General features: G+C 60.2%; 19 protein-coding genes and 1 tRNA gene. 12 read left to right on the top strand and 8 right to left on the bottom strand.

Annotation, left to right across the window (positions count from 1 at the left end; genetic code table 11):
• Window positions 1-6: 6 nt before the first annotated feature.
• A complete protein-coding gene (locus Q0677_RS02355) occupies window positions 7-615 on the bottom strand; it encodes an FMN-binding negative transcriptional regulator (protein WP_298905524.1) in 609 nt (202 codons plus the stop codon).
• Window positions 616-820: 205 nt separating this feature from the next.
• On the opposite strand from Q0677_RS02355, the gene Q0677_RS02350 reads away from it, so the two are divergent.
• On the top strand, window positions 821-1,609 hold the full coding sequence (locus Q0677_RS02350; protein WP_298905523.1) for an FkbM family methyltransferase: 789 nt from the start codon (window positions 821-823) through the stop codon (window positions 1,607-1,609).
• A gap of 36 nt (window positions 1,610-1,645) precedes the next feature.
• On the opposite strand, the gene mtaB is transcribed toward Q0677_RS02350, so the two are convergent.
• Together mtaB and dapF are read right to left on the bottom strand one after the other, a co-directional pair.
• Entirely contained in the window at window positions 1,646-2,908 is a 1,263-nt protein-coding gene (mtaB, locus tag Q0677_RS02345) for a tRNA (N(6)-L-threonylcarbamoyladenosine(37)-C(2))-methylthiotransferase MtaB (protein ID WP_298905522.1), read from the bottom strand.
• Window position 2,909: 1 nt separating this feature from the next.
• On the bottom strand, window positions 2,910-3,746 hold the full coding sequence (gene dapF, locus Q0677_RS02340) for a diaminopimelate epimerase (protein ID WP_298905521.1): 837 nt from the start codon (window positions 3,744-3,746) through the stop codon (window positions 2,910-2,912).
• A 110-nt stretch (window positions 3,747-3,856) separates the two neighbouring features.
• Here dapF and Q0677_RS02335 point away from each other — a divergent pair.
• Window positions 3,857-3,932 (top strand) — tRNA-Lys (locus Q0677_RS02335).
• 237 nt (window positions 3,933-4,169) lie between these two features.
• Here Q0677_RS02335 and Q0677_RS02330 read toward each other — a convergent pair.
• Genes Q0677_RS02330 through Q0677_RS02320 form a run of 3 tightly spaced genes read right to left on the bottom strand, consistent with a single transcriptional unit; the run spans window position 4,170 to window position 8,986 of the window.
• Window positions 4,170-5,447 (bottom strand): aminotransferase class III-fold pyridoxal phosphate-dependent enzyme, encoded by a 1,278-nt coding sequence (locus Q0677_RS02330; protein WP_298905520.1) that lies wholly within the window; start codon window positions 5,445-5,447, stop codon window positions 4,170-4,172.
• 3 nt (window positions 5,448-5,450) lie between these two features.
• On the bottom strand, window positions 5,451-6,554 hold the full coding sequence (locus tag Q0677_RS02325; protein WP_298905519.1) for an enolase C-terminal domain-like protein: 1,104 nt from the start codon (window positions 6,552-6,554) through the stop codon (window positions 5,451-5,453).
• Entirely contained in the window at window positions 6,551-8,986 is a 2,436-nt protein-coding gene (locus Q0677_RS02320) for an FAD-dependent oxidoreductase (protein ID WP_298905518.1), read from the bottom strand. The genes Q0677_RS02325 and Q0677_RS02320 overlap by 4 nt, the downstream gene beginning before the upstream one ends.
• A gap of 67 nt (window positions 8,987-9,053) precedes the next feature.
• Between Q0677_RS02320 and Q0677_RS02315 the strand changes: the two genes are divergently transcribed.
• Genes Q0677_RS02315 through Q0677_RS02300 form a run of 4 tightly spaced genes read left to right on the top strand, consistent with a single transcriptional unit; the run spans window position 9,054 to window position 12,901 of the window.
• Window positions 9,054-9,941, top strand: a complete 888-nt coding sequence (locus Q0677_RS02315; RefSeq protein WP_298905517.1) for a MurR/RpiR family transcriptional regulator — start codon at window positions 9,054-9,056, stop codon at window positions 9,939-9,941.
• Window positions 9,938-11,032 carry an aromatic ring-hydroxylating dioxygenase subunit alpha gene (locus tag Q0677_RS02310; RefSeq protein WP_298905516.1) on the top strand — a complete coding sequence of 365 codons (1,095 nt, stop codon included), beginning with the start codon at window positions 9,938-9,940 and terminating at the stop codon, window positions 11,030-11,032. Before Q0677_RS02315 ends, Q0677_RS02310 begins: the two co-directional genes overlap by 4 nt.
• A gap of 36 nt (window positions 11,033-11,068) precedes the next feature.
• The gene (locus Q0677_RS02305) at window positions 11,069-12,514 is read left to right on the top strand and encodes an aldehyde dehydrogenase family protein (protein WP_298905515.1); all 1,446 of its coding nucleotides are present in this window, start codon (window positions 11,069-11,071) and stop codon (window positions 12,512-12,514) included.
• 3 nt (window positions 12,515-12,517) lie between these two features.
• Window positions 12,518-12,901 (top strand): carboxymuconolactone decarboxylase family protein, encoded by a 384-nt coding sequence (locus Q0677_RS02300; RefSeq protein ID WP_298905514.1) that lies wholly within the window; start codon window positions 12,518-12,520, stop codon window positions 12,899-12,901.
• Window positions 12,902-12,929: 28 nt separating this feature from the next.
• Here the strand turns inward: Q0677_RS02300 and Q0677_RS02295 are convergent, their stop codons facing one another.
• Window positions 12,930-13,565 carry a trimeric intracellular cation channel family protein gene (locus tag Q0677_RS02295; RefSeq protein WP_298905513.1) on the bottom strand — a complete coding sequence of 212 codons (636 nt, stop codon included), beginning with the start codon at window positions 13,563-13,565 and terminating at the stop codon, window positions 12,930-12,932.
• 235 nt (window positions 13,566-13,800) lie between these two features.
• Here Q0677_RS02295 and Q0677_RS02290 point away from each other — a divergent pair, with 235 nt between their 5' ends.
• Window positions 13,801-14,139, top strand: coding sequence for a hypothetical protein (locus tag Q0677_RS02290; protein WP_298905512.1), 339 nt, complete (start codon window positions 13,801-13,803; stop codon window positions 14,137-14,139).
• A gap of 124 nt (window positions 14,140-14,263) precedes the next feature.
• Window positions 14,264-15,505 (top strand): PqqD family protein, encoded by a 1,242-nt coding sequence (locus tag Q0677_RS02285; protein ID WP_298905511.1) that lies wholly within the window; start codon window positions 14,264-14,266, stop codon window positions 15,503-15,505.
• A 94-nt stretch (window positions 15,506-15,599) separates the two neighbouring features.
• Here the strand turns inward: Q0677_RS02285 and Q0677_RS02280 are convergent, their stop codons facing one another.
• Window positions 15,600-15,764 (bottom strand): hypothetical protein, encoded by a 165-nt coding sequence (locus Q0677_RS02280; RefSeq protein ID WP_298905510.1) that lies wholly within the window; start codon window positions 15,762-15,764, stop codon window positions 15,600-15,602.
• A 256-nt stretch (window positions 15,765-16,020) separates the two neighbouring features.
• Between Q0677_RS02280 and Q0677_RS02275 the strand changes: the two genes are divergently transcribed.
• From Q0677_RS02275 to Q0677_RS02260, 4 genes are all read left to right on the top strand, one after another.
• On the top strand, window positions 16,021-16,686 hold the full coding sequence (locus Q0677_RS02275) for a response regulator transcription factor (RefSeq protein WP_298905508.1): 666 nt from the start codon (window positions 16,021-16,023) through the stop codon (window positions 16,684-16,686).
• Between the two features lie 38 nt (window positions 16,687-16,724).
• Window positions 16,725-18,038 (top strand): HAMP domain-containing sensor histidine kinase, encoded by a 1,314-nt coding sequence (locus tag Q0677_RS02270; protein ID WP_298905507.1) that lies wholly within the window; start codon window positions 16,725-16,727, stop codon window positions 18,036-18,038.
• Between the two features lie 259 nt (window positions 18,039-18,297).
• Complete coding sequence (locus Q0677_RS02265; RefSeq protein ID WP_298905506.1) at window positions 18,298-18,564, top strand: hypothetical protein; 267 nt, start codon at window positions 18,298-18,300, stop codon at window positions 18,562-18,564.
• 424 nt (window positions 18,565-18,988) lie between these two features.
• Window positions 18,989-20,329: an autotransporter domain-containing protein gene (locus Q0677_RS02260; RefSeq protein ID WP_298905505.1), complete on the top strand. Its 1,341-nt coding sequence runs from the start codon at window positions 18,989-18,991 to the stop codon at window positions 20,327-20,329.
• Window positions 20,330-20,443 lie beyond the last annotated feature (114 nt).

The following is a 20,443-nucleotide window of genomic DNA, read 5'->3' as shown; positions in this document are numbered from 1 at the left end:
GTCCACTTACGCGGGGGGATCACCCATCAGCTTGGCGATTTCGGCAAGCTCTTGCCCAAAGCCCGTATGCATCTGCGCGGCCGCCGCTTCGCGCACTGGATCGTCCTTGTTCTGGCCCAGTTTCCACGTGCCGTCGATGGTCTCGACCTCAAGCCGCATGGGGACGATCATCCGTTCCATCTTGGTCACCACCTCAGGCGTCATCTTGTCGAAGGTCCACGGGGCTTTGCCGTCGATCCGCGCTTCATACTCGGCGGATTGGCGGACCAGAATGTCATGCAGAGCGTCGTGTTCCAGCGGCACCAAGCGCCCGCGTAGATGCACGGCGACATAGTTCCATGTGGGCACTTGCTGGTCAGCCCCGTACCAATCGGGCGAGACATAGCCGTCGGGCCCGGTCACCGCGATCACGGCCTTCATCTCGCCCACCCGCGCGATAGGGTTCGAGCGGACCAGATGGAACTCGGCCAGTGTGCCGTCATCGGACAACAGAAACGGGATATGGGACAGAAGCGGCGCGGCGCTCGCCACGCAGAGCGTGCCAAAGGCGCGGGTCTGGGCGAAAGCGATGTTCTGCTCGCGCTGACTGCGACGAAAAACAGGGTTCGGGTGCATGGCGGGTCCTCTGGCGGTGCTGAGGACAGGTGATCAGACAACTAGCTGTTTGTCTACAATCCGCGTGGTATCTGTGTTGTGGTGAGTGCCTTGCGATGCTCACTGTCGTCTATGGTTGTTCTCATTGTCAGTCACACAGGCTATAGCTCATCTAACCGCCCACTCCTTGTTGTTCGGGGCGTAAAGCAAACAGCTTAGGTGAATAATGAACGAACTAGATGAAAAACTTGGTGTAATCATGGAAAACACCAATCGTATGTCCCAGATTCTCGAGGCGATGCTACATTTGCAGCGGATCGCACAACTTGAGGACGGTCACATTTACGAGTTTCTGCACATGGATCGCCACGTTCGGATGAGCCTTCCTTTGGCCCAACGGGATTACATTCAAAAAGAAATTATCCGAAAGGGAAAGTTCTATGAAAGTCGCCTGCTTGACCATTTGCGCGATTCCACGGACATAAAAAAGGGCAGTATTATCTATGATGTCGGCGCAAACATAGGAAATCACAGCGTTTATTTTGGTCTATTTTTTGGGCCTTCCCTTTTAGTTTCGATCGAGCCTCAGCAAACTGCATCGCAAACCCTGCGCACCAATCTAGAATTCAATAAGCTGAACAACGCAAGAATTGTGAACTGCCTTTTGGGCAGCATGGAAGGCACCGGGTCGATCTCACATTTCGGCCAGAACAACACCGGGGGCACGACATTCCGCGAGGATCCGCGTGGTGAAGTTCCCATGCGCAAACTGGATTCCGTGATCAAAGAGCAATCAGACGGCAAAGTGGACTTCCTGAAAATGGATGTTGAAGGCATGCATGTCCAAGTTCTCTCTGGCGCAGTGAAAACTCTTGAGGAAGCGCGGCCCAAAATCTGGATCGAACTGCGCGCGCACAAGGGTGAATACGAATCTGGCTCAAAATTCCTTGCAAAATATGGCTACAAGCAGTCAATGAAACTCGGGGCACACGACTACGTGTTTGATCCTGAATGATCTGAGCAAAGGCACGTAGTCCAATTTGGCGGACCGTCAGACAACCAGCTGTTTGTCTACAATCCGCGTGGGCGTGGCGGTGATCAGCGCGCCCTCTTCCTTTGGCGTGGTGAAGATCACCTCGGCAAAATGGGCGGTGCGGCCCATCGTGGGGTTCTCCATCAGGATCTGATGTTCCTGCCCGACTTGCGCCTGCAAATGCCGCTGAACCTGAGCATCCCCCGCCGCCCGCAGACGCGCCGCACGCGCCTTGATCACGTTCCCATCCACGGTATTGGGGATTTTCGCGGCAGGCGTGCCTTCGCGTTTCGAGTACGGGAAGACGTGCAGCCATGTCAGATCGCAGTCCTCGACCAACTTCACGCTGTTTTCAAAATGCGCGTCAGTTTCGGTCGGGAAGCCCGCGATGATGTCGGCGCCAAATGTGATGCCGGGGCGCAGCTTGCGCGCCTCTTCACAGAAGGCAATCGCATCGTCGCGCAGATGCCGACGCTTCATCCGCTTCAGAATCAGGTCGTCCCCATGCTGAAGGCTGAGGTGCAGATGCGGCATCAGGCGCGGCTCGGACGCAATCGCCAGCATCAGGTTCTCATCCGCCTCAATCGAATCGATAGAGCTGATGCGCAGGCGCGGCAGGTCCGGCACCAGTCGCAGGATGCGCATGACCAGATCGCCCAAGCGTGGCTCTCCGGGCAGGTCGGCACCCCAGCTGGTCAGGTCCACGCCGGTCAAGACGACCTCGTTAAAGCCACGATCCACAAGGCGCTTGATCTGATCGACCACGACGCCCGCAGGCACCGACCGGGAATTTCCGCGGCCATAAGGAATAATGCAGAACGTGCAGCGGTGATCGCAGCCGTTCTGAACCTGCACATAGGCGCGGGATCGCGTGCCGAACCCATCAATCAAGTGGCTGGCGGTTTCGGTCACGGACATGATGTCGTTGACCTGCACGCGCTCGGTTTTGCCAATCAGGTCGGGGGCAAGGCCCGCCCAGGTCTCGGGTGACATCTTTTCGTGATTGCCGATAACTGCGTCGACCTCGTCCATGTTGGCGAAGGTCTCGGGTTCTGTTTGCGCCGCGCAGCCGGTGACGATCACCTTGGCGTCCGGGTTTTCGCGCCGCAGCTTGCGGATTTCCTGACGGGCCTTGCGCACGGCCTCAGCCGTCACGGCGCAGGTGTTCACCACCACGGCGCCTTCAACGCCTGCCTCATCGGCCAGACGTTTCATCGCCTCGGTCTCATAGGCATTCAAGCGACAGCCAAGCGTCGCGAAAATTGGGGGTTTCGCGCCCATTTTACAGACCCTTCAGGAAGGCTTGCGTCAGCTGGCCGCTATAAACAAAAGCGGTGGGGCCAGTCATCCAAACGCCATCGTCGCGCCAATCCAGCGTCAGCCAGCCGCCATCCAGCTCCATCCGCACGCGCTTGCCGGTCAGACCGCGCTGATGGGCGGCAACGGCGGTCGCGCAAGCGCCCGAGCCGCAGGCCAGAGTGATCCCCGTGCCACGCTCCCAGACGCGCATGCGAATCTCGTTCCGCGACCGGATTTCGGCGAATTCAACATTGGTGGCTTCGGGAAACAGCGGGTCAGTTTCAAAGCCCGGTCCGATCCCGGCGACATCGACCGCCTCGGCATCGTCCACAAAGAACACGCAATGCGGATTGCCCATGCCAACGGCGACGGGATCGCCGTCCAGCGGCAGGTGCTGCAGGTCCACATCCTGCGAAAGAGGCACCTCTTCCCATGTCAGCTGAGGCTGTCCCATATTCACAGCCACCAGATCTCCGTCAGCGCGTGCTTCCAGTACACCGCGCGAGGTGCGAATGGTCAAAGCATCCTTGCCGGTCTGGTCCATCATATAGCGCGCCACGCAGCGGGTCGCGTTTCCACAGGCCCCGGCCCGGCTGCCATCCGAATTCCAGAAATCCAGATCAATATCCGCCACGTCCGAGCTGCGAATCTCAGCCAGCTGATCAAAGCCAACGCCGCGATTGCGATCGCCCAACCCAGCCGCCAATTCGCGAGTCACCACAGCATCGCGCCCCCGTGAATCAATCATCACGAAGTCATTGCCCGCCCCATGCCATTTCATGAACTCAAGGCCATTCATATGAGTCTGCGCATCCGCCATGAGCCGCGATATAAGCCCTTGGCAAAACTTTTGCCAGAGATCGTGCAGATTCATTCGAAATTGGGGTTGACCCCACCCGCCACTCCCTTTAGTCACCGCGCTCACAGAGTGGGCCGTTAGCTCAGTTGGTAGAGCAACTGACTTTTAATCAGTGGGTCGAAGGTTCGAATCCTTCACGGCTCACCACTGAACCTCCTTAAGATTAGATTCTTACCCGAGCTTGCGGTCTGATTTGCGTACCGTTGCTAATCCTTAAGGGCATTCTTGGGCAATTTACCCGCCGTTTCCACCACTCAAAAGCAAGCGAACAGAATCGTTCGGGTCGGCACGGGCGATCACTTCTAAGCGTGATTTTTCGACCTGCTCTGCTTGCCTCCTAATGGGAAACGAAGCAGCGCAGGTCTTTGAGTGCCGGCGGCGGTCTTACTCAGAGCAGATCGCCTGTACCGCTGCCTGAACGGCAATGCGGGTCTGCTCCAGATCTGCCTCGGTGATCGCCAGCGACGGGTACAGCTTGCCCGGAGACTTGAAGATGCCATGACGTCGCAGCGTCGCGTTGTAAGTCGCGTTGCGCTGCGGATCATCGTGTTTGGCGGTCCGGTAGTCCCGGCAGGTGCCGCTTGTGAAGAAGATGTCGAACAGGGTCTCGTCCCCACATATCTGGTGCGGAATATCCGCCGCGCTCAACGCCTCAGTTTGCATGTCTTGCAGCTGTTTCCCGATGGAGCGCAGGCGATCATAACTGCCCTCGCGCCGCAGGATCTCCATCGTTTTCAGCCCCGCGACCGAGGCGATGGGGTTCCCCGACAACGTGCCCAGTTGCATCAGCCACTTCTCCGCGCCGACGATAGACTTGTCGAAATGCTGCATGATCTCGGCGCTGGCGCCAAGCGCGGCCAGGGGGAAGCCCCCGCCGATGATCTTGCCCAAGGTGCAGATATCAGGCGTCACGCCATAGCGTTCCTGCGCGCCGCCATAGGCCAGCCGGAAGCCGGTAACGATCTCGTCGAAAATCAGCAGAACGCTGTGCTTGTCACACAGATCGCGCAGCCCTTGCAGATAGCCCGGGTCGGCGGGAATGATCCGTTGCAGAGGCTCGACGATGATCGCAGCGACGTCGTTGTGTTCGGTCAGCAGCGCTTCGACTGCGGCCAGATCGTTGAAGGGCGCGATCAACATCTGGTCGGCGACCCCTTGCGGGATGCCTGCGCTGTCGGGCACGGCTTGGGGGAAATTCACGCGGGCTTCGGGGGCAAGGCTCATCTGTGCCTCGGCGCTCATCCCGTGATAGCCGCCCTCGAACTTCAGGATCTTGTCGCGCCCGGTATAGGCGCGGGCAAGGCGGATGGCGTACATGTCGGCCTCGCCACCCGACGCGACGAACCGCACCTGTTCACAGCAGGGCACCGCGTCGACGATCGCCTCGGCCAGTTCGATACCTTTTGCATTGTTCGCAAAGAAGGTCATGCCAAGGGGAAGCTGTTGAAGCACGGCCTCGATCACCTCGGGGTGGCCGTGCCCCAAAAGCATCGGGCCAGAGCCAATCAGATAGTCGATATATTCGTTCCCATCCTCGTCCCAGACATGGCTTCCTTCCCCGCGCGCGATGACAATGCCGGGGTCGAAGTTTCCAAAGCCGCCAGCGGGCAACACGGCGCGGGCGCGGGCGATCCAATCAGCTTGAGAGGTCAGTTTCTGCATGGGTCACTCCAGCTCAAGAATGGGGGTTCCAAGGATGTCCGGGTCGGGCGTCACCCCAAGCCCTGGGCCTTCTGGCGGGGCGATGCGCCCATCCTTGCGGGTCGTGCAATCAGGCGCAATGCGCGGGCCGACATAGGACGACAAATCGCAGGTATTCAGCAGCGCGCCCTGCGGGGTCGAGGCGGCGAAATGCAGCGACGCCGCCGTCACGATGTCCGATCCCCAGGTGCATTCGGCGCAGATTTCCGCCCCCAGATGCACGGTCAGATCGCGGGCGCGGCGCATGGCGGACAGCCCGCCGAACTTCGACAGTTTCAGCGCCACCGCATCGAGCACACCAAGTTCGTGCGCGCGGATGAGCGACGCGAGATCGAAGGCGCCCTCGTCGATTTTCATTGGCAGGCCAGTTGCCTGTCGGACAGCCGCGCAATCCTCCAGCGTTTTGCAGGGCTGCTCTAGCATCACGTCCAGATGGGCCACCGCACGCCCGGTCCGCGTGGCCTGCAACTTGGTCGCCCCGCAGTTCCAGTCGCCATAGACCAAGGGACCGTCCCCCACCGCCTCGCGCACTTTGGTCAACCGCTCAGCATCGGCCTGCCAATCGCCGTCGGCGCCCAGCTTGACCTGAAACTGGCGGATGCCCGTGGCATAGGCCTCGCGCGCAATCCGCGCCATGTCATCGGGCGCGATGCAGGTGATCGAATGATAGAGCGGCATATCCGCTTGGGTCCGCCCGCCAAGCAGCGCATAAAGCGGCTGCCCGGTCGCCTTCCCGAACAGATCCCACAGTGCCATGTCGACAATGGATTTCGCATGGAAATGCCCTTGCAGGAACGCATCCAGCTTGCGCATGGGCGCGTCGACACCAAAGGGTTCAATGCCAAGGACTTCCGGCGCCATTTCCTGAACCGCGCTGGGGACGCCATCCGCGAAGGCCGGTAGGTAATGCGGGATCGGGCAGACCTCGCCCCAGCCGCGCAGGCCGGTGTCCGTTTCCAGACACAGCACATGGCTTTTGACCGTATCGCAGGTTTTGCCCTCGGCCATGTAGTAGGTTTCATGGCTGGTCAGATCGACCGACCACAGCGTGATACGAGAGATCTTCATGACGCGTCCATCCTTGGCTTCAGGCTTTCGGGATCATAGGCGGGTTCGCCCAACACGCGCGCCGCGCGGGGGGTGCCGTGGATCACGACCTCAAGCGCCGAGCCGGGGGTGGCGGCGTCGGGCTTGATATAGGCAAAGGCCAGGATTTTCCCGACCGTCGGCCCAAAGGCCACGGACGCGGTGGAGCCAACCACCTGCCCGTCCAGCATCACCGCCTCGCCGCCGTGACCGTCAGCTACGCCGTCAGGCTCGATTTCTAGATAGGCGCAGACCCACGGTAGGTCGGTGTTCAGGGTCTTGTCCCGACCCAAATAGTCCTTGTCCGTCCGGGCAAAGCGCAGCACGTCGGCCTCGGCCAGCGTGACTTCGTTGGTCAACTCGCCCGCGCCCTTAAAGCCCTTCTCCATCCGCATCGCGTTCATGGCAAAGCTGCCGTAATCGGCAATGCCATGTGCTTCGCCCGCAGCCCAAAGCGCGGTGTAGACATCCAGACAAGCGGCGTGTGGCATGTGGAATTCCCAGCCAAGCTCGCCCGCGTAGGACATGCGGAAGGCCCAGATCCTGTGGCCCGCGACAGTGATTTCCTGTGCGGATAGCCAGCGGAAGCCCCCGTTCGACAGGTCCGCATCGGTGCAGGCTGCCAACACGTCCCGCGACTTTGGCCCGTTCAGCGACAGGGCGCTCCAATCGGACGACAGGGCGGTGATCGCTACGTCTTCATCCGTGCGCTGATGGTTCAGGTGGTCCAGCAGACGCTGTTCAAAGAAGGCGGCGCAAACCAGATAGAAGCGATCCTCAGCCATCCGCACGATCGTCGTTTCCAACTCGATCCGCCCGGCGCGGTTTAGCATGTGGGTGAGCGTGATCGAGCCGACCTTCTGCGGCATCCGGTTCGCGGTCAGGCGGTCCAGCAACGCATAAGCATCCGGCCCTTCGACCAGCACCTTGGTAAAGGCGGTCACATCCATGATGCCGACGTCGTCGCGCACCGCTTTCACCTCGGCCGCGACCATGTCGTCGACGGGGGAGCGGTTGAAGGAATAATGGTCGCGCTGCTCGATCCCTTTCGCGAAGAAACGCGGGCGCTCGAAGCCATAGACCTCTTCATGCACGGCACCTTTGGATTTCAGAAGGTCATGCAGGGGGGACGGCTTGATCGGACGTCCGGCCAGACGGTTGAAATGCGGGAAGGGGATTTCGTGGCGCAGGCAGTAATCCTCCTCGGCTTTCACCACCTGCCAGTCCTTCGTGGCGTAGCTGCCGAAGCGACGCGGATCAAACTCGCGCATCGAAATATCCGCCGCCCCATGCACCATCCACCGCGCCAACTCGCGCGTCAGGCCGGGGCCCCAGCCGATACCGATCTGCGTTCCGCAACAGCACCAATAATTGCGCACCCCCGGCGCAGGACCGATCAGCGGGTTACCATCTGGCGGGTGGCTGATCGCGCCGTGCACATCACGCTGAATGCCCAGCTTGGCAAAGATCGGCATCCGGTTCAGGCTTTCTTCCAGATACGGCATGACGCGGTCATAATCCGCGTCGAACAGCCAGTTCTCGTATTCCCACGGGCATTCGTCATGCCAGACCGAGTTCGGGTTCTCTTTCTCGTAAATCCCGATCAGGCCTTTCTTCTGCTCCATCCGAATATAGCCCGAGACCTTTTTGTCGTCGCGAATGACCGGCAGTTCGGTGTCGAGGTCTTGGAACTCCGGCACCTCGTCCGTGACGAAATAGTGGTGCGTCATCGAGGTCATGGGCAATTGCAGCCCCGACCATTCGCCCATCTGCCGCGCATAGGTGCCGCCCGCATTGACGACATGCTCGCAGGTGATCGTGCCTTTCTCGGTCTCGACCACCCATTCGCCGCTGTCGGCCTGCGTGATGTTGGTGGCGCGACACTGACGGATGATCCGCACGCCCTTTTGACGCGCGCCCGCCGCCATCGCCATTGTGACGTTGGTCGGATCGACGTGCCCATCATCAGGCGTGTGCAGCGCGCCCAGAACACCGTCGAGGTTATAGAACGGATGCAGCTCGGCCACTTTCTCGGGCCCGACCAGTTCAATGTTGAAGCCCAGCGAGCGGCCCACCGACAGCGTATGCCGAAGCCAGTCCATTTCGTCTTCCGTATAGGCCAGACGGAACGACCCGCAGCCGTGCCATGTCACAGGCTGGCCTGTTTCGGCCTCCAACCCGCCGGAATAGAGACCAATGTTGTAGTCCACGCACTTCCCAAGCCCGAAGGACGAGGTCGAATGCGTGATCTGCCCAGCGGCGTGCCACGTGCTGCCCGAGGTCAGCTCGGCCTTTTCAAGCAGCACCGTATCTTCACCCCAGCCCTCATGCCCAAGATGATAGGCCAGCCCGACGCCCATGACGCCTCCGCCGACGATGACCACGCGTGCGTGGGATGGAAACTCTGCAGCCACGACAACATCCTTTTCGAGTCGTTTTTCCTCTCGACAGGCTAAGCAAACAAAAATACCATCGTCAATCATGAATGGGACAAATGTATCAAACACGATTCTCGAGCGTCTGGCCGATGAGCTGTCCGAGCTGACGCCCGAAGCACGCAAGGCGGCCACTTACGTCTTGGAAAACCCCCGCGATGTGGGGGTGTCCACCGTGCGCGAAATCGCCGAAGCCGCGAATGTGAAACCCAACACCGTGGTGCGCATGGCGCGGCAGGTGGGCTTTGAGGGCTACGAAGATTTCCGCGCGCCCTTCCGCGATGCAATCCGACGCGGCGCGGCGGACTTCCCTGATCGCGCGCGCTGGCTTCAGGACATTCGCAAATCTGACGATCTGGGCGGACTGTATGCCGACATGGTGCAGGACGTGCTGCGCAATGTGGAAGAGACCTTCGCAGGCATCTCGACCGATGACTTGAAAGCAGCCGCCGAGGCGATCTGGGCCTCGCGCAACGTGTTCACCCTTGGCGTGGGCGTCAATAACTCGATCGCGCGCAATTTTACCTATCTGGCCTCGACCGGCATGAAAGAGTTTCACGCCATCCCGCGCCCCGGCTCGACCCCTGTGGATGATCTGGCATGGGCGGATGAAAGCGACGTGTTGATCGCGATCACCTGCAAACCCTACCGAACCGAAGTGGTCAAAGCCGTCGAAATCGCGCGGGAACAAGGCATGGTCATCGTCGCCTTGTCAGACAGCCCCGCCAGCCCGATCCTGCGACTGGCAGATCATGGCTTCGTGGTCTCGGTCGACACGCCGCAATTCTTCCCGTCCTCGGTCAGCATCATCGCTTTGCTTGAAACCTTGCTGTCCTTCGTCATCGCCGTCGCCAGCGACGAGATCGTCGAGCGGGTCGAGAAATTCCACACCCGTCGCCACCAGTTGGGACTGTATCACGAGGAGAAGACATGACCGAACCCATCAGGTCTTTGGCCGCGCGCTATTACACCGACCCGGATATTTACGCGCAGGAGATGTCCGGCCTGCTTGCACGAACGTGGCAGTTCGCGGGCCATGCCAGCCAGCTGCCCAATGTCGGCGACTATTTCACCTTCGAGATCGCAGGCCAAAGCCTGTTCTCGATCCGTGGCCGGGACGAGGTGATCCGCACCTTCTATAACGTCTGCCAACACCGCGCGCACGAGATGGTCACGGGCACCGGCAACACCCGCGTGGTGGTCTGCCCCTATCACGCCTGGACCTACGAGCTGACCGGTCATTTGCGGGCGGGTCCGAACATCAAATCCGTTCCGGGATTTGACCGGTCCGAGATCTGCCTGACCGAGGTCCAGACCGAGGATTTCCACGGCTTTCTCTTCGTCAATCTCGACGAAGATGCCGCGCCGATGGACGACTGGTTCCCCGGCGTGCGGGAAGAAATCGCCGCCTTCGTCCCAAACGTCGACGCGCTGGCGCCCTTGGAATGGGTCGAGGTGCCCGAGAATTGCAACTGGAAGGTCTCGGTCGAAAATTATTCCGAGTGCTATCACTGCCCGATGAACCATGCGACTTTCGCCGAGGGCGTGATCAAGCCGGAAACCTATGACATCCAACCGGATGCGGGCGGCGGCTATGTCCTGCGCCACACGACCGAATGCCAGTCGATGGACAAAATGACCTATCCCGTGGACCTCTCGGTGCCCCACGCGGGGGATTATCAAAGCTGGTTCCTGTGGCCCATGTTCTCGTTCCAGTGCTATCCGGGCAATGTGCTGAACACCTATCACTGGCGCGCGGATGGGCCCGAAAACTGCACCGTCTGGCGCGGTTGGTACACGCCCGACGGCGCCGAAAGTGACGTGATCCGCGGGCTTGCCGTGCAGGATCGAGACACCACGGTTGAAGAGGACATCCGACTGGTGGAGAGTGTGCAGCGCGGGCTGAAGTCGCGCGGCTATCGCCCCGGCCCTCTGGTGCTGGATCCTGCCTGCGGGGTCAGCTCGGAACACTCGATTGCCGCGTTGCATCAGTGGATGCGCGAGGCCGTGGATGGCCCGGAATAGGAACGCGCGACGCGCCCAAACAGGACGAGACCCAAAATGAAGACCTATTGGCAAAACTACATTGACGGCGCGTGGGTCGACGGCGGCGCGGGGCGGATCGACGTGATCAATCCCGGCACCGGCGAAAAGCTGGCCGAGCAGGCGCTGGCCGATGCGGGCGACGTGGACCGCGCCGTTATGGCTGCGCGCCGTGTGCATCTGTCGGGCGCCCTGTCCGATCTGCGCCCGGTCGAGCGTGGCCGGATGGTGCAGGCGATGGGCCGCTATCTGCTGACCCACATCGACGAGATCGCCGAGGTTCTGACGCTGGAACAGGGCAAGCCGCTGTGGGAAGCCCGGATCGAGGTTGAGGGCGCGGCGCGCTATTTCGAGTATTACGGCAATCAGGCCGAAACCGTCGAAGGCCGCTCGATCCCGCTGGGGAAAGGATATTTCGACTTCACAACCTACGAACCCTTCGGTGTCTCGGCGCAGATCATCCCGTGGAACTATCCCGTGGAAATGACCGCCCGGTCGCTGTCGGCAGCCTTGGCCACCGGCAACGCTTGCGTGATCAAGACGCCCGAGCTAACGCCGCTGAGCAATGCATGGTTCGCGGATGCTGCCGAGGCGGTAGGCTTGCCAAAGGGCGCCGTGAACATCCTCTGTGGGTTGGGTCAAGAAGCCGGCGCGTCCCTGTCGGCCCACCCCGAGGTGAACCAGATCGTCTTCACCGGCTCGGTACCCACGGGCATTGCCATTGCCTCGGCTGCGGCCAAGAATGTCGTCCCCTGCGTGCTGGAACTTGGCGGGAAATCCGCCGCGATTGTGCATGATGACGCCGATCTGGACGCGTTCGAAAATGACGTCCGCTGGGGCATCTACTTCAACGCCGGTCAGGTGTGTTCCGCCATGAGCCGCGTGATCGTGCATGATAGCATCCACGACGAGCTGGTCGAGCGTATGGTCGGTGTTGCCCAGTCGCTCACCGTCAAACCCGGCATCGACCAGCCAGAGTTTGGGGCGACGATGGGCGCGATGGTGTCCGAAGCACAGCGGGATCGGGCGGCGGGCATGATCCAAGCCGCGAAAGCGGACGGGGCCACCGTTGCAACCGGGGGCCGCAAGATGAACATTCCCGGTGCGTTTCTGGAACCCACCATCTTGACGGGTGTCACCCCCGACATGACCATCGCCAATGACGAGGTCTTTGGCCCGGTCCTGTCCGTCCTGAAATTCCGCGACGATGACGAGGCAATCCAGATTGCCAACGGCACGCCCTATGGTCTGGTCGGCGGCGTCTTCACAAGCGATCTCGACCGTGCCACTTCTGCCGCGCGTCAGTTGCGTGCGGGGCAAGTGTTCGTCAATGAATGGTACGCAGGCGGCGTCGAAACACCCTTCGGTGGCTACGGCAAATCCGGCTATGGTCGCGAAAAAGGGCGCGAGGCGCTGTGGAACTATGTGCAGACAAAAAATGTCGCAATCAAATTGAAGGGCTAAGAGATGAGCACGTTTGACGAAGACCTGTTCCTGAAGGGACTAGAGCAGCGCAAAGGCACCTTGGGTGCCGAATATGTGGAAAAGAACCTCGCCGCTGCAGACGATTTTACTCGCCCGTTTCAGGAAGCCATGACCGCGTGGTGCTGGGGATTTGGCTGGGGCGACGACGTGATCGACGCCAAGACCCGCTCGATGATGAACCTGTCGATGATCGGCGCTTTGGGCAAGATGCACGAATGGGAGCTGCACTGCCGCGGCGCGATCAACAATGGCGTCACCAAGGAAGAAATCCGCGCGATTATCCACGTGATCGGGATCTATTGCGGTGTGCCACAAGCGCTGGAATGCTTCCGCGCGGCGCGCAAAGTGCTGGAAGAAACCGCGTAACGCACCGGCCTGGGGAACGGAGCGTGGACTAGCTCCGGGACGCTTCGTCATCCGGCTTCGGAGGGTTCACCCACAGCACAACAAGGCGCGCGAGGAGGATGAGGCCGAATGTGACAAGTGTCGCCATCGTTTCCCCCAGAAACTGCGAGAACGCCAGATAGGCGGCGCCTCCGACCAGCGAGATCGTGGCGTAGAGATCTTCGCGCAAAACGCTTGGGGTGATGTTGCACAATAGATCGCGGATCATGCCGCCTGCGGTGCCGGTTACGCATCCGATAACAATGGTTAGAACTGGCGCCACCCCCGCCTCGAGCGCGACCTGAACGCCGGTCAGGGTGAACAGCGCCAGCCCGACCGCATCCAGATACATCAGAAGGGCAAGCCGCCGCCCGTTGCCCGTTGGCATGCGGGCCGCGATGACAAAACTCAGCAGCGATGACGGGACCGCCACCAGTAGAAACCGTAGGTCGGAAATCCAAAACACCGGGGTCAGACCCAAAAGCAGATCCCGCAGCGTGCCGCCGCCAACAGCGGTGACGACCCCCAAAACGGTCGCGCCGAACAAATCGAGGTTAAAGCGGCGCGCCTGAATGGCCGCGGACGCCGCCATCACGGCAGTTGCGATCAGCGAGAGCGGCACGAAGAGTATTGAAAGCGTTTCCATTCCGGGCAGCTTAACCGGCGCAGGCCGCAGTGGCGATCCATTCTACCCGTAAAATTCATGCGCAATTCTGGCCCCGCTTTTGGCACCGACCAAACGTGGGCTCTTACTTGGCCCTTGCCCGCAACCTGACAAAACGCTGACACTCTTATTCAGGCATTTGACGCACCCAAACCGCTATCAAGGGTTGAGGCGCCCGAATCAATCGCGCCGGAATGAATAGAAAAGGACAGAGCACATGACCAAAGAAGACGACAAGGTAGTATCGCGGCGCAAGGCGCTGACCCGCATTGGTGGGCTGGCACTGGCCGCCTATTCCGTACCTGCACTGACCACGCTGTCGGCTGCCCACGCATCTTCGGCTCCGTCGCCGGCAAGCGCACCGTCGCCCGCCAGCGCACCTTCCGATCCGAGCGCGCCGTCTGATCCCAGTGCACCGTCCGAACCCAGTGTACCCTCGGAACCCAGTGCTCCGTCCGAGCCCAGCGGCCCCGAAGTGGTAACGGCTGAGGAATGCGAAGCAGGTGGGGGCACCGTCGTAACCCGCGAAGACGGTGTTAAGGTTTGTCAAAGCTAATCCGCGATACGGGTCATCCCCACCTGATCGTCGACCTGCCCGCAAGCTACTTGTGGGCAGGTCAGATTGCGTTGACGCGCGGGGGAAAAACGCTGTTGTTATAAGTGACAAGTAGGAGCGGAACGTGGTGGAACCGCAATATATTCAGTTCGAGGGATTGACCCATCCGGTCGCGTTGGAAAACGCGGACGAAATCGCAGTGATGCTGCCCAGAATCCTGACAGCCTGGCCACACCACATTCTGACAACGCCCCCAACTGAGCCGCCATTCATAACGATCCGCCCTGCCGGGCCAGACCATTGGGAGGTGATTCATGCGGATCAGCCTGACACGGTGCAGATATGGGACGGGGTTAACACGGTCTGCGATATCGTCGCTGAAATGGCGTGGGAGCGGCTTCGCTCCGACCCGAATCTTCTGTGTCTGCATGCCGCAGCGATCGAGTTTCATGGGCGTCTTGTGGTGATGCCAAATGCCAGACGCGCCGGAAAAAGCACTCTTGCGATTGCTTTGGCGCGTCTGGGGAAACCCTTGTATTCCGACGACTTTTTGCCCGTCCGCGTAGATGCGACGACCCAAAGCTGTGTGGGCATTGCGAACGGCATTCAGCCACGCTTACGTCTGCCTCTGCCTGATGGCTTCAGTGACGCCTTTCATGCCGATGTCGCGCAAGATCAAGGCCTGTCGAACCGCCAGTACAAGTACCTTGCCAACGCGCCCGTTGCCCCGTGGGGCGAGGCGCTGCCTTTGGGCGCTATGGTGATGCTTGAGCGCAGCGACGATCCGCAGCCGCCACAGCTTAGCCCGATGGCGCGCGAGGACGCGCTGGCCAGCCTGATCACTCAGAATTTCGCACGCACGCGTCATGCCGGGGCGATCCTGCACTCGATCGACCTTTTAACGCGCCACTTGCCGATCTATCGGCTGACTTACCATTGCGCTGAAGAGGCTGCCGCATATCTGTCCGCGCATCCCGATTTGGCGACCCTGCCCGCCGCCCAACTGACCGATCTTGCGCGCGATGACCGTCAGGCCCCGCTGGACCAGCCGATCTATCCCGCAATCGCCTTCGTGAAAGAGCTATGTTACGCACAGGCCGAAGGTGTGACCGAAAGCGTGGTGGGGGACGAAGCGTTTCTGGCCGACGGCTCGGGCATCGGCATTTTCCGCCTGAACCCGGTCTCGGCCGCGATCTGGGACCTGCTGGAAGAACCGACCGATCTGGGCGAAGTCGTCGAGATCCTGTCCGAAGCGTTCCCAAACGTGCCCGTCGACCAGATTGCCGCGGATAGCGAAAACCTGATGCGCAGTCTGACACAGGCGCGACTGATCACCCCCGTTCCCCACACTGTGGCCGCACAATGAACCGCAGCATGCGCATATCCCGCCGCGCTGCGCTGATCCGATTGGGGCTTGGGGCCGCCAGCGCCTATATGGCGCCCAGCTTGGTCGGGCTGAGTCAGGCGCACGCGTCTTCAAGCTCCTCCTCGTCGCCCAGCCCAGCCTCGTCTCCGTCCCCAGCCAGCCCAGCATCTGCACCTTCCGCAGCTAGCACCCCCAGCGGTCCGGGTGCGAGCCTTCCAAGCGGCCCCAGCGGTCCGGGCACCTGCCGAAGCTCGTCCATGCCGGGCGACGCCCAGATTTCACGTAAAGACTATCAACGCGCCCAACGCGCGATTGCGCGTGGCGAGGCGCGACCGCTACAAGAGGTCTTGAAGAATGTACAATCCAAGCAGCCCGGAAAGTTGCTACAGGTCGGATTTTCTGACACAGGACAGCGTGCAAACTTTAGGGTCTTGATCGTGGACCAGTCCGGCGCGGTGGTGTCGGTTTCGGTCGATGCGGGTTCTGGGCGGATCACAAGCATACGGAAGTGCTGAATGCGTATCCTCATCGTGGAAGACGAACAGAAAATTGCCGAGCTGATCGCCGATGTTCTGGAAGGTGAGGGGCTGATCCCCGAAATCGCACATGATGGCGAAGAGGGCTGGTTTCTGGGAAGTACCGAAAGCTACGCCGCCGCAATTCTCGACATCGGTCTGCCCAAGCGCGATGGCCTGTCCGTATTGCGCGCTTGGCGGGACGAGGGGCTGGACCTGCCCGTCATCCTGCTGACCGCGCGCGCCAACTGGAACGAGCGGGTCGAAGGCATCGACGCCGGGGCGGATGACTATCTGGGCAAACCCTTCCAGATGGAAGAACTGGTCGCACGACTGCGCGCCCTGTTGCGCCGGTCCAGCGGGCAGAAAGCTACGATCCTTGAGGCCGGGTCGCTACGCGTTGATCTGCGGCAGATGCGCGTTTCAGTCGACGGGCGACCGTTGAAGGTCACGCCCTTGGAATATCGCCTGCTAAACTATCTTTTGCACCATCGCGGCGAGGTGGTGACACAGGAAGAGCTGGTCGAGAACATCTATTACCGAGATCAGGAACCTGACAGCAACGCGGTCGAGGTTCTGGTCGGGCGCCTGCGCCGCAAGATTGGCGGCGGTGTGATCGAGACACGTCGCGGGTTTGGGTACATGATCGCCGGGGACGAGGCATGAAGCTGTCCCTCAGCCTTCGCTTGTTGTTGGCAGCCGCCATGACAACGGCAATTGCCTTGGTGGCCACGGCCATTGTCTTCAACTTCTTGTTCCGCCTCTATTTCGAAGACCGCGCGCGCGACGAGCTTGAGACCTATCTGATCCAACTCAGCGGGAATGTCTCGGCCACGGCCGAGGGCGCGATCGAGGTCACTCCGATTCCAGACCCGCGCTTTAATCAGGCGCTGTCCGGATATTACTGGCAGGTGCAGATCGATGACGCCGAACCGCTATTGTCGCCATCCTTCTGGGCCGCGCCGTTGGAACTGACCCGCCCGCAAACCGCTGGCGTGATCTCGTATATCGATGTGGTGACCGGAACCGGAGACGCAGTCGCAGTCGCGAACTGGATCATCACGATGGGCGAAGGCGAGACCCGGAAAGAGGTCTTTCTGGCAGTGGCCATCGACCGCGCGGATCTGGATATGTCGGTCGCGCGTTTCACCACGAACTCGGTCTTCTGGCTGGGGGTCTTGGGCGTATTTTTGATGATCGCCAGTTGGTTCCAAGTGCGCCTTGGATTGAACCCGCTGCAAAAGATCCGATCCGAGATCGCCCGCGTCTCGCACACCCCAAACGGGCGGTTGTCGTCGGATTATCCCTCCGAAGTTCTGCCGCTGGTCGAAGAGGTAAACCAACTTCTGAACGTCAACGCCGAGGCGCTGGAGCGCGCGCGCTCACGCGCGGGGGATCTGGCCCACGGCCTGAAGACCCCCCTGACAATCATGCACGGGATCGAGCGCAAGGTGCGGCGCGCGGACCAAGACAAGCTTGCCGATGATCTGATGACGGAAATCACCAGCATTCAGCACATTGTCGAACGGGAGCTGGCCTCGACCCGCGACAGCCAGCAGGCGCTGTTGAACTGCGACGCGGGTCCGATCATTGACCGCCTGCACAAGGCACTTGGCCGCCAGCCCGGTGCCGAGCACATTCAGTGGGACATCGACCTGCCCCGCCCCCTGTACCTGCCCTTTGACGAGTACGACCTGACCGAACTGTTGGGCAACCTGCTGGACAATGCGGTGAAGTGGTCGGACAGCCGCATTGCCGTGCGGGGCGAACAGGACGGCACAGGTGTGCGCTTGTGCATCGAAGATGACGGCCCCGGCATCCCCGAGGAAGACCGCGATGCGGTGCTGGCACGCGGGGCGCGACTGGACCCAGAACAGCCGGGCACGGGCTTGGGGCTGAGCATTGCACAGCGCATGGCACAGGCCCATGGCTGCACCCTGTCGCTGGATCAATCCGAATTGGGCGGCGTGAAAGTGTGTCTTGCAGCGCCCGAGGCCACGCAGGCTGATGCTCTGTGACGCAACACACGGACCGAAATCCGCAGACCCAGACTTTTCTGTCGACATTCGCCGCGATTGTGTGGAGTTTGATGTATGCCCGCGCGGGCCGTTCGAAAGCTGATGTGCCATCTCCTTAAACAGAAAAGACCAACCAGATATGTTCCTGCCCAAGATCACGAAACTGTTCGCAACACTCGTATTCTCTCAGTTCATGATTGGTGCAGCCATCGCGCAATAAAGCCCCGATCACAACGGGAAGAATGGTGGCGTGGTGCATGTGACCCAGCACAACCATATCGAGCTGGTCCGGTCAGACGACGAAATCGCGATCTATCTGTATGATCTAAATCTGGAGCCGCGCGACGCACAGAACATCACCATCGACGCGCTGCTGGTGGATGGCACCACCCAGACCGACCTTGACCTGCAGTTCACACCTCCTAACAAATTCGCCGCCGTTGGGATTTCAGCCCCTAAATCGGCCCCGATTGTGCTGCGGATGTTTCGCGAAGGTGCATTTTGGGACCTGACTCGCGTCAAATAGACCACCCAGATCGGCCAAAAAGGGTTTCATCCCGAACTGGCGCTCTACCGGTAGTTCCGTTGCGTTTTGCAAGTTCTGCTATAGGTAACTATAACTGTATCATAAATACCCATGCGGAGATTTTTAGTCTTTCGGCTAGGAATCTCGATCCACTTTTCCTCAACTGTTAAGAAAAAATTATTAAAGATTGACCCTAGGGCAATACGTCAAATCTGACAACATTTTCCGGGCAAGAAAGCAAGCTGCGCCTTCAGAAGCGCACCAAGAACTAACGCTCACCTCGGATTTTCTGTCACATTGGCTGCCTGATTTTTTACGCCGAACGGCACACATTTGAGCCACAAGTAGCTAGGGGATGGCCACAAAACAAAGAATGAACGTGCTGGGATGGAAGGGTTTGTCCAGCTTGTTCAAAGGGATGCGCATGCTTGCCGCAGTGATGGCCGTTGGCCTGTTCGGCGCGACCAACGCGGATGCGCACAGTATTTACGGGATGGAAAACGTCACCAGCTCGACCACGACGGGCATTGCTGGTGACACGATTGACATCGGGTTTGACTACGAGATCTGGCACGCAGGACATGCGCCGCCCGCGCCTTGGGAAATCTATCTTGATGGCGTAACTTTGCTGGCCTCTGGCTCGGAGCCGTCAGTCAATGGCACCGTTACACGGTCAGTGAACACATCGGTTGTTATTCCCGCCAATACGGCGCCCGGCGCGCACCAAATTGTTATCACGACCTATTGTGACGTTGGGTCCTGTGCGACATCGCGGTTCATCAATATCAACGTCATCGACCCCGCTGGCGAAGCGCAAGAACTTGTTGCGACGCTGTCCGAGGCACGTGGCCGTCTGATCCTGCAAAACGGTCCGAACCTTGAACGCCGCGTTGGCCGTCTGAACAGCCGTAGCCGCAATACTGGTGCCGCAGGTGACGTTGCCAGCCGCAACAGCGCCGCACCCGAAGGCGAAGCTGCTGCTGGTGGCACCTTCCTGGCGGCCTCCAACACCATTGCTCGGACGTCGCCTTATGATCTGTGGATCGAAGCCGCGCATGCCAAGTTCTCGGCTGGGAACATGGATGGTAACTTCAACATCATCCACATGGGTGTTGACCGTCTGGTGAACCCTGACCTTCTGATCGGTCTGGGCCTGCAGCTCGACAACGCACGCCTGAGCGGTGGCGGCGCCGAGATCTCGGGCAACGGCTTTATGGTTGGCCCGTACGTGACCAAGCGCATTCAGGATAACCTGTATTTCGATGCCCGCGTCGCTTGGGGTCGCTCGACCAACGACGTTTCGCCCTTCGGGACCTACACCGATACGGTGAGCGCGGAACGCTGGCTGGCCACCGCTGCCCTGATTGGTGATTTTCAGGTCGGCGATCTGACCATCCAACCCGAAGCACGCCTGTCCTGGTTCGAGGAAACCTCTGATGCGTATCTGGACAGCAACAATATCCTTGTTGCCCCGATGAGCACATCCTTTGGATCGTTCGAGATCGGCCCGACGATTTCGCGCAGCTTCGATGCAGGCAACGGCGCGACTCTGACGGCAAACCTTAGCGCTTCGTCGATCTGGACCTTCGATGTCAGCAATGGCGGTGCCGCTGCGGTGGTGACCGAAGGCCACTCGGGCCGGATTGAAATCGGTCTGGACTATGCCACCGACAACAACCTGCTGATCAACGGCGCAGTCTTCATGGACGGCGGCACCGATTGGAACGCTTTGGGTGTAACCGTCGGTCTGGACTATACGTTCTGATCTGACGCGATCCGAAAAGACCAAGGGCGGCCGGTGCGAACCAGCCGCCCTTTTTCATTGGCTGATGACACCCGCCTCACCCCCTCTCACCCGACGGGAAAACTGTCAATTTTA

Origin of the sequence: uncultured Aliiroseovarius sp., assembly GCF_947492455.1 — a bacterium.
In the GTDB taxonomy this organism is placed as follows: Bacteria; Pseudomonadota; Alphaproteobacteria; order Rhodobacterales; family Rhodobacteraceae; genus Aliiroseovarius.
Note: the sequence above shows the minus strand (reverse complement) of the source record. Positions and strands in the feature narration are given on the sequence as shown.